This window comes from Paenisporosarcina sp. P4_D4 (assembly GCF_056401835.1).
Genome location: NZ_JBFUIO010000088.1, coordinates 1 through 9,225, shown reverse-complemented (window position 1 = coordinate 9,225; position 9,225 = coordinate 1). Strand labels below are relative to the sequence as shown.

The 9,225-nt window shown below is 37.2% G+C and carries 9 protein-coding genes; 4 read left to right on the top strand and 5 right to left on the bottom strand.

The genetic code is table 11. From position 1 onward, the window contains the following. Positions 1-142: 142 nt before the first annotated feature. The gene (locus AC1DSL_RS14170) at positions 143-697 is read left to right on the top strand and encodes a biotin transporter BioY (RefSeq protein ID WP_477532652.1); all 555 of its coding nucleotides are present in this window, start codon (positions 143-145) and stop codon (positions 695-697) included. A 151-nt stretch (positions 698-848) separates the two neighbouring features. Here AC1DSL_RS14170 and AC1DSL_RS14165 read toward each other — a convergent pair whose 3' ends face one another. The 3 genes from AC1DSL_RS14165 to AC1DSL_RS14155 all read right to left on the bottom strand — a co-directional run bounded on the left by AC1DSL_RS14165 (position 849) and on the right by AC1DSL_RS14155 (position 4,261). Then, complete coding sequence (locus AC1DSL_RS14165; protein WP_477532651.1) at positions 849-1,415, bottom strand: C40 family peptidase; 567 nt, start codon at positions 1,413-1,415, stop codon at positions 849-851. Positions 1,416-1,999: 584 nt separating this feature from the next. Continuing rightward, positions 2,000-3,289 (bottom strand): YflT domain-containing protein, encoded by a 1,290-nt coding sequence (locus AC1DSL_RS14160; RefSeq protein ID WP_477532650.1) that lies wholly within the window; start codon positions 3,287-3,289, stop codon positions 2,000-2,002. 141 nt (positions 3,290-3,430) lie between these two features. Beyond that, positions 3,431-4,261, bottom strand: coding sequence for an STAS domain-containing protein (locus AC1DSL_RS14155; RefSeq protein WP_477532649.1), 831 nt, complete (start codon positions 4,259-4,261; stop codon positions 3,431-3,433). A 67-nt stretch (positions 4,262-4,328) separates the two neighbouring features. Here AC1DSL_RS14155 and AC1DSL_RS14150 point away from each other — a divergent pair, with 67 nt between their 5' ends. Together AC1DSL_RS14150 and AC1DSL_RS14145 are read left to right on the top strand one after the other, a co-directional pair. Continuing rightward, positions 4,329-4,484, top strand: coding sequence for a nitroreductase family protein (locus AC1DSL_RS14150; RefSeq protein WP_477532648.1), 156 nt, complete (start codon positions 4,329-4,331; stop codon positions 4,482-4,484). 15 nt (positions 4,485-4,499) lie between these two features. Then, positions 4,500-4,712, top strand: a complete 213-nt coding sequence (locus AC1DSL_RS14145) for a hypothetical protein (RefSeq protein ID WP_477532647.1) — start codon at positions 4,500-4,502, stop codon at positions 4,710-4,712. Positions 4,713-5,342: 630 nt separating this feature from the next. Here the strand turns inward: AC1DSL_RS14145 and AC1DSL_RS14140 are convergent. Beyond that, on the bottom strand, positions 5,343-6,299 hold the full coding sequence (locus AC1DSL_RS14140) for an NAD-dependent epimerase/dehydratase family protein (RefSeq protein WP_477532646.1): 957 nt from the start codon (positions 6,297-6,299) through the stop codon (positions 5,343-5,345). A 257-nt stretch (positions 6,300-6,556) separates the two neighbouring features. Between AC1DSL_RS14140 and AC1DSL_RS14135 the strand changes: the two genes are divergently transcribed. Further along, a complete protein-coding gene (locus AC1DSL_RS14135) occupies positions 6,557-8,056 on the top strand; it encodes a UDP-N-acetylmuramoyl-L-alanyl-D-glutamate--2,6-diaminopimelate ligase (RefSeq protein ID WP_477532645.1) in 1,500 nt (499 codons plus the stop codon). 92 nt (positions 8,057-8,148) lie between these two features. Here AC1DSL_RS14135 and AC1DSL_RS14130 read toward each other — a convergent pair whose 3' ends face one another. Then, positions 8,149-8,871, bottom strand: a complete 723-nt coding sequence (locus AC1DSL_RS14130) for a gamma-glutamyl-gamma-aminobutyrate hydrolase family protein (protein WP_477532644.1) — start codon at positions 8,869-8,871, stop codon at positions 8,149-8,151. Positions 8,872-9,225: the final 354 nt, after the last annotated feature.

Below are 9,225 nucleotides of genomic sequence, written 5' to 3'. Positions count from 1 at the left end.
GAATAAGGCAGGACTGATAAATCTTGACCCAAATATATATAATCCTAAGCAAGTATTGACGAAATACCAGAATATTATTATGATACTATTTGTGTTAACTAAAATTAATAAATAGTTCACTTAATGAAAAGAGGTTATACATATGAGAAACGAACACCTGAAGATGTTAATTGTTACCGCTCTATTCGCAGCAATCATTGCGATTATGGCACAAATAACTATTCCCCTTCCACTCGTTCCAATTACTGGACAAACCCTTGCTATTGGACTGGCGGCTACCATTTTAGGCAAGCGTTATGGGGTATTGTCCGTCTTAGTCTATATAATGTTGGGAATTGCAGGATTACCTGTATTTAGTGAAATGTCATCAGGGATCGGAGTAGTTTTTGGTCCTACTGGAGGCTATATAATTGGATTCATTCCAGCAGCCTTCTTAATAGGCTGGCTACTGGAGCGATTCGGATTTACAGTTAAAAATGCTGTCATCGCAAATATCATTGCGATGATTATTACTCTTTCATTTGGTGCTGTTTGGTTGAAATTCGTCGCTGAACTAAGTTGGACTGCAGCTTTAACTGGCGGTGTAACTCCATTTATTCTGGTGGGAATAATTAAAGCAATACTTGCTGCAACTACAGGGATTCTAGTTCGTAACCGTCTAACATCTGCAAAGCTATTACCAGCTACAATTTCATAAGCGAAGACAATTGATTAACCCGTATCTAAAAAAGCGCTTTGTAGATACGGGGTATTTACGCCCATCGAGTTTTCGATTCTCAAGGAACGATTTTACATAACGGAAAGTTAAAACAAGCACTGGAGATACTCACTCCGGTGCTTGTTTTCATTTAGTCCGTTACAACATTAAAACGTTTAAACGCGACAAAGTGTAGTTGCCAATACGGATTATCAAGTTTTGTGATTTCTACACCTTTTGATCCGGCATGAACAAATGTATTTTCTCCCATATAAATGCCCATATGAGAAATTCCTTCTTTGTATGTATCTTTAAAGAATACTAAATCACCTACTACAGGTACATTCACTTTGGATGATAGTTTGAAATAATCTTCACTACTCATCCGAAGTATGTCCAGTCCCGCAAACTGATGAACGTAATGAATAAATCCACTACAATCAAAGCCAGCAGGTGTTTTCCCACCGAAAATATATGGAGTTCCGACAAAGTTAGGAGCGATCGAAGCAATATTTGCATATACTGCTTGTCCAGTTAAAGAAACTGGTCTGGCAATCGGCTCAACTGTTTGAGTTTTTTTCTTGAAAATGGAAGATTTCTTTAACTGTGCCATAGTTGAAGTATGTGTTTTTGTTGTGCTGTATGCCTCTACAATCGGACTAAAGGTTAAACTGAAAGTCGATAACATTAGACAAATTATTATTATTTTTTTCTTCACTATCTCTATCCCCCGTCTAGTCTCTGAAAGTCTTATTCTCATCATATTAAAATACGAAAATTCAGTCAATATAATTTATATTATAGAAACAACTCGTATTAAGAATAATTTTGTCAGTAATTACTCTCGTGGTTTGTTATTGCCCGGGAAATATTTGGAGACTATTGTCATTTACAGGTAGAAAGGACATTATCAATAGCGGCTTCACACAATTTCTTAGTTTTTCAGAAACTATGTGATTGGCTGTATATCCACTCAAAATCGACTTAATTACTCCATCTTTCATCGACAAATCATTTGAAAGTACACCGATTTTCTTTTGACTATCACTCTTCAAGTAATTCCAATGATAATTAAGCAGTTTTAATCAATTCTCAACAGAAGTAAATATATTTCCCCATTCCCCTATTGAAAGTCAGCTTAGGCGGACTTGTTGGAAACATCATTTATATGACGGATTTTCATTGTACTATCGCCAATATTCTAAACGCACAAAACCCCTTACAGCCGCTGAATTCTGTAAGGGGTTTATCTATAAGGAGGTCATCTTATAGCAATAGTATGGGCAGCATGGCTACCATTTATTAAAATAATTTGCTGTTTGGGGGAATTTCGCGAAGAAATTTATCTCTATCTAAGCGTTCCTCATATTGATCCGTTGTAACATCTTCATCTTCATCGACGCCACCTGAGGGAAATTCATTCTCAGTAGAATTCGTGTCGAATGCAAATGCATTGCCATGTCCTTCATTTTCGTAACCAGTTTCTCTATACTCTGGCTCTCCGGATGTGTTGTACTTATTTAAAGCTTTTTCTTCAGATTGATTAGTTGGTTCGTTATGTTTACCTGCTGTATACTCAGTCCCAAAAACTCGTTTTTCTTCCGTTCGAGGGTCTCTATTAAAATCGTGTTTCATTTCCTCAGTGGATTTATCATTATTTAGTTCACTACCAAATGCTGCAGGTCCTAAATTAGGGTCTGCACCAGGAGATTGGAATCCATCTGTCTGTTGTTCATTCGTAATAGTATCCTGAATATTCGTACGATTCTTCTGGACCATTCTATCTTCCTGCATTGAATGACCTATATGGTCTTCTTCTCTGGCCAAATATGGATCCGTAGCGAAAGTTTCACCTCGCGCAAAACGATCTGTAGGTTCGTCGAAACGACCATCAGTCTCATTTACAAAATCATTTGTTGACGGTTCAAACCCCTGTTCTTCATCATATTCGCTTTGAGGATTTTTACCACTGTCAATAGTCATTTCGCTTCGCGGTTCTTCTGCACCAAAGGTTGTGGAATCTCCAGTAAGATTTTTATCTGTTTCATTGAATCGTGATTCAACAAAGTTTGTACGTGCTGAAGAGGTAAACTCATTTGACTGACTTGTCGCTTCGTTATGAGTCTTTTCTTCGAAACCTGGTTCAATTGGTTGAACTGCCCGCTCTTCCCCATGATAAGATTCATAACTGTTTCCAGTTGATCCAAACGTATCATAGCCTTCTTCAAACTCATTCTGGTGAGAATCTGTGACACTATCGTTTAGCGATGCATCGGTGTACAGTAAAAACCCACCACTAGCAACATCTTTTGAATAGCGATCAGTTTCTGCGTCATTTAAATCTAATTTCCTCAGGCCTTCTGTAACGGAATCTTCTCCCGTAAACCATGATTTGAATTTATCCATGAATGTACCCGCTTCATGCGTCGAAACTTCAGAATAGCGATTTAATGTACTCATGTGTGCATGATCTTTTGAAATGACATGTATATCACTCTCGGAATAACCTTGTGCTTTTAGTTGTTCTAATTTTCCATACATTTCATCTTCTGTACGAGCAACTTCAATTTTACGATTTGATTCAAAGTTCATGGGGTTACCTCCTATTTTTTGATTTACATTCTATCTACCCAACGCTTTATTAAAGTTAAACACTTTTGAAAACTTTTAATCAGACTGTAATATGATTGCACAAAAAAACCTGTGCTCAGCTGAGCACAGGTTTATCTTAGTCTATTTCATTTGTAATGCTTGGGATAGATTTCCAGCAATATGGATGTCTTTGAAGTTCAAACCCAGATGAACTGCTGTCAAAGCGATTTCTGGTCGAACTCCGGATAATGTAGTCTTAACTCCGACAATCTTCAATGCATCTATTAATTGGAAAATTTGCATGGCTACCATTGTATCAATTACATTTACACCTGATAAATCTACATACAAATGAGTAATGCATTTTTTCGTACATTCCATCAATGTATTTTCCAACAAATATTTAGCTCGTTGCGTATCGATTTCACCCACTACAGGAAGTAAACCAACATCTTGATGTAATTTAATCACCGGAGCACTCAAGTCATTAATCAATTCTTGCTGACTTTTTAGCCTTCGCAAAGATAGCTGATCGTGTACCTCTACAAATCTAGTCATAACCCTACTGAACGCTTTTAGAATAATATGATTCCATGAGTAAATTTGTTCTTTTGTATAAGTTCCTTCATTCTCTCTTTCGAAACTCTCAATCATACTAAGATATTGTCTTTGTACATTGAGGAATTCCTGCAAAATTATATGAGTGGGTGTAGATTGATGACCAGTATCGGTAACAATTTCGTTTAACCAAACTTCAAAAGCTTTAAAGAATTCATATTCATCTTCCAAAAAAACCTGAATTAAATGTTCATGAAAACTATAATTTTGAGATTTTAAACGATTAATATCTTTTTCATCTTTAGATGCATATACACCTACTGCAGTAGATTGATCAATCGATTTGTACCAGTCATCAGTTAATTTTTCGGCTTTTGTTATTAAGTATTTATAAAGATCCATATTCCTGTGCATGCTGAGGGCACTCCTTCACATTTTAGAATCCTTTCTGTGACGATATGTAGAAAGGAGATGATTTCGGTTGGTCTTGGATTTACTTTCTTCTCAAACCTCAATTCGTACATATAAAAACAAGAAATTGTCAAAAGAAGAAGTTTTTGAACTTATTTCAGTTGCTCAACATGCAGCGAGTTCTCATTTTGTACAAGCTTATAGTGTTATTTGGATAACTGACTAAGTTATCAAGAACAAATTGGGGCAATTATCAAAAAACCCGACACAAATGGAAACAGCTGGAGCTGTATTTGTTTGTTGTGATGATTTTAAGAGACTTCAAATTGCTAGTGTAATTAATGATACTACTATTGTAGCGGATACAACAGAAAATGTAATCGTCGGAACAACAGATGTTGCAATTTTCGCACAAAATTTATCTATAGCGGCTATGGTATTTGTACGCTACTAGAGGTTCAAATCAAAAGACGACCAACTGGACCCAATCAATAGCTATTTAGGGGATGCCCGTCGGTAACATTTGAAAGATTTCCTGAAAAAACAAGGTTTTATTCGGAAATAAATTTTCTGATTCATAAGGATTTTCAATCAATCCTTTTGAGATTCCCTCTATTAAAGAAATGAAGTTCCCTGAAAAATGTAAAACACCTCGTTAATGAAGTTAACGAGCAAAAAATGGCATTGCCAAAATTATGTTCTTTTTTTCAACAAAAATACGAACATATATTCTGTTTATGTTATAATAAAAGGAACAATTGTAGATGACAGGTAGCGGATGATCACTTCCAGGGATTGGAGGTGATGCCTATGACAAGTTTTGAATCGATGAGTTTGCTTATGCAGCTTGCAACTGTAATGATCGGGGGCTTTTCAATCGTTGTATCATTAGTCATTTTCTTCGCTAAAAAGAAATAGCCGTCCCCACTGATTAGGCGAGACGGCTTTTTCTGAATTAATCTGGATCAACCGCTATTTTGTACATTAGCGATTGTTGACTAGGTGCTGACACACCTAGTCTTTCTGATTTAAGTATACACTATTTTTTGGCACTTCTCAAAGGTTTCTTATGTCTAATCGACTACTAGTTTTTGAGAAGCGACTGCTCTTGTTCAATTGTCGGCCCCGCCTTTAACTCTCGATTTATTGCCCATTGTCTTGTATCCTGTGCCRTTGTGGTTAAAGATCTAATGGTCAGCCCATTGTCGATGGCTCGTTGATTTTCAACAATGATAAAACCTTCGGGATAGTCTTGTGAAATGGATACCCAAAAAGGATATCTTCGGGAACCCAAGTCCGTTGATTCCAAAACGGCGTCAGGAATCCATTGTTTTTCAATTGTTGCTGTCGTTATACTGTCAATGAATTTTTCCATTGACAGTGGATTTGAAGCTGCATTAAATGTACCAGTTGTCCCATTTTCAATCATTTGCACAATCCAACTAGCCATATCCCTTACATCAATCCATTGGACCATGCGATGAGGTTCATTCCCACCGGGTAAAGCAACTTTCCCATTTTCCATTAACCTTTTCGCATAGTACGTGAATCGGTCTGTAGGATCATGCGGACCTACAACGATACATGGACGAATAATCAATGCACGGTCCTTAAAGGTTTCGTTGATTAATTGTTCGCACATAACTTTTAATGGTCCGTAAGTTTCACCCGTCACTTCATCTGACTCGATTTTTTGTGCAAAAGTAGAACTTGACTCATTAGGTCTGCCTTTTTTGTAATCGTCATAAACCGAAACGGTCGAAATGAACATATAACGATTTGTTTTATTTTTCAATACGCTTATCACTGGATGCAGGTCTTGTGGAGAATAAGCACATGTATCTAAGACTCCATCCCACTCTTCTTCACCTAACTTCTCCGCATCTTTCCGCCGATCTCCTTGAATATGCCTTAACTGTTTGAACACTTCAGGATTCGTTTTTCCCCGGTTAAATAATACCACTTCATGTCCGTTTTTGACTGCCGCTTCCACTAAGTGACGTCCAACAAAAGATGTTCCACCAAGCACTAAAATTTTCATTTTCCCATCTCCTCTACTTCTTACAATTTCTTCGCATATTAAAAAAAACCTTTAAAAATTTCAGTTAAAGCATTGCTTCTTGTTTTTAAAGCATACTAAATACGACATAGGACGTTTTAGTTAGATATAAAAAAGGATATAGGGTATGGAGTAGCAAACCGCGTGGGAAAATACTCGCATTTTGTCGAACTGTGCTATAGATTCAATGCGTGCAATGTTAAACTTACCTAATCTTATTGAAGATAAAGGAGCATTTCATGGATATTCAATGGACTCAACTTCCTCAAATAAAAGCGCTCCACGTATATGGACCGTCTATGCAGCTAACGGCTGGGATTGTGTACGATTCAAGAGATGTACAAAATCAGTATGCCTTTTTTTGCATTATAGGAGAAGAAACCGACGGTCACTTATACATAGATGAAGCAATTCAAAACGGCGCTACCACTATCGTGGGTTCAGACAAAAGTACCCTCGAATCTTATGCTTCTTCCCATCCCCTTTTATCTTTTGTATTAGTGCATGATTCACGGGAAGCCTTGGCTTTTATAGCGATTGAATTTAATCATTATGTCTCAGATAAATTATTCAAAATCGGTGTTACCGGTACGAATGGAAAAACAACAGTTGCTACATATGTAAGAAACTTATTAAATTTACTCGGTTTGCCTTGTGGGATGCTCGGTACGAATGGCATTTTCACTTCAGATGAACAACTTCATATCAAAAAAAGCACGCCTACCACCCCGATGTCGTCGGATGTACAAGCTATTTTCACTGAGCTTGTGAACCATGGGGACAAAGCGGCATCCATGGAAGTGTCTTCGATTGCATTAGATCAGCATCGTGTAAATGGATTTGAATTTGATGTGGCAATTCATACAAATATTTCAGAAGAGCACATGGAATATCATAAGACGTTCGAACATTATAAGATGTGCAAGCTTCGATTGTTTACACAGGCGAAAGCAAGTGTTATTAATTTGGACGATGCCGGGATGAGTCAAGACATTATTCAAGCCGTACAAGGATCTTTACTGACATATTCCAGTAATGTGGAATCCAATGCAGATTTAGTATGGACAAACATACAGCATCATCTTGATGGAATGTCTTTCGATTTAATTTATGAAGACCAGACGTATCGTATTAATGTCCCCATCTACGGAGAATATAATGTAGGTAATTTAGTTTCCGCGATTGGTGCTGCTTTATTTGCGAATGTCTCCCTACAGGAAATATTGCAAGTCCTCCCCAAGATGCAACAAGTAGATGGCCGCTTCCAAGTTATTCACGGACCTGAAAATAGAACAATCGTTTTGGATTATGCACATACACCTGTTGCATTAGAAGCGATTATGCGGGCTGTAAAAAAATTGCCTCATAACCGATTAATCACTTTAATTACTGGAATAGGCATTAGAGATTTCTCTAAGATGCCCAAAATGGCAAAAACAGCAGAAGGAAAAGCAGATGCGTTGATTGTCACAGTTGATCATCCTGGCTATAATAACCCTTGGAATGTTGTTGACGCTGTCCTGAAGGGTTTTACCGAACCATATTTACAAGAAGTATTGACCGCTCCTTCAAGACATGAGGGCGTTATGAAAGCGTTGGAAGCGAGTGAACCTGGTGATATTGTTTTACTGACGAGTGGATGTATAAACGGCTCTCAAATTGTAAAAGGCGAATATATTCCTCATTCGGATGAAGAAATTATTCACAATTATTTTTACAATACAAAATTGAGCGTATAAAACTTGTTGGCCACGCTCCAACAGGTTTTTTGTTTCTTAAATGAGACTAAAAAAGAAAAAGAACTGCCAATAAGCCGGCAGTTCTTTTTGGTTTAGTTATTCTTTTCTTTTCGTTTAATTGCTGCATCAATATATGCCTTAAAGACTCGTTTAGACGGTTCATCTCCAGCTTTTGCAAATTCCTCTGGATGCCATTGGAAACCAAAAACGAAGGAATGCTCCGTACTTTCTACGCCTTCAATGATGCCATCTTTAGCACGTGCTACAACTTTTAGCGGTTCATGTACTTCATGACAGGCTTGATGATGGAAAGAATTTACTCTGAACTCTTCTTCTTTAAGCATTTCAAACATTTGACTATCTTTGTCTACTTTCACTGGATGAGAACGATGAGTACGCTCTGCTTTTTGTTTATGTTGCATTACTGCTTCTTCTCTTTGGGAGTGAATACTTTGGTAGAGAGAACCTCCTGTTGCAACGTTTAACATGTGTAAACCGCGACATACACCGATATATGGTTTATCAAGCTCCAACATTTTTTGCACTAACGCATGCTCCATCGCGTCCAAACGTGGGGCGATTTTCCCTAAATGCACATGAGGATCTTGGTCATAATAAGAAGGATCGATATCTTCCCCTCCTGTTACAAACAGTGCATCAATTTGTTCACAAAGTGCATTGATATCTTCTCCCGGAATAAGAGGAATCACTAAAGGAATTCCACCTGCCTGTGTCACAGCATCTGGATAGATGCAGGGCATGAAATATCCTCCTCCCTCTTTAATTTCTGCGGTAATTCCAATAATTGGTTTCATGTATATTCTCCGTTCTATTTAAAAAAGTTCTTATTCCTTTATCTACCCTCTTAGATTCAGGAAAAACGTAACTAAATATTCCAAATGTCATCTGAAGGATATCCCCCCCTTAATACTGGTTTAGTCATACTTACATTAGAATCTAATAGTAAATTGACAATAAGAAATCAAACATCATCTTCTTATGTAGACTTACAAACTGATATCGAAAGTGATGAGATCATCTTAAACGCAGCAATCACTATTAAGAAACTTGCATGAATCAAACGTTGTCATAAAGGCACGTTTTTTCACGTTTGAATCAGCCTGTGAAGGGAATAATTTTCATATCATAATTTTTGAGGAGGCGTATCA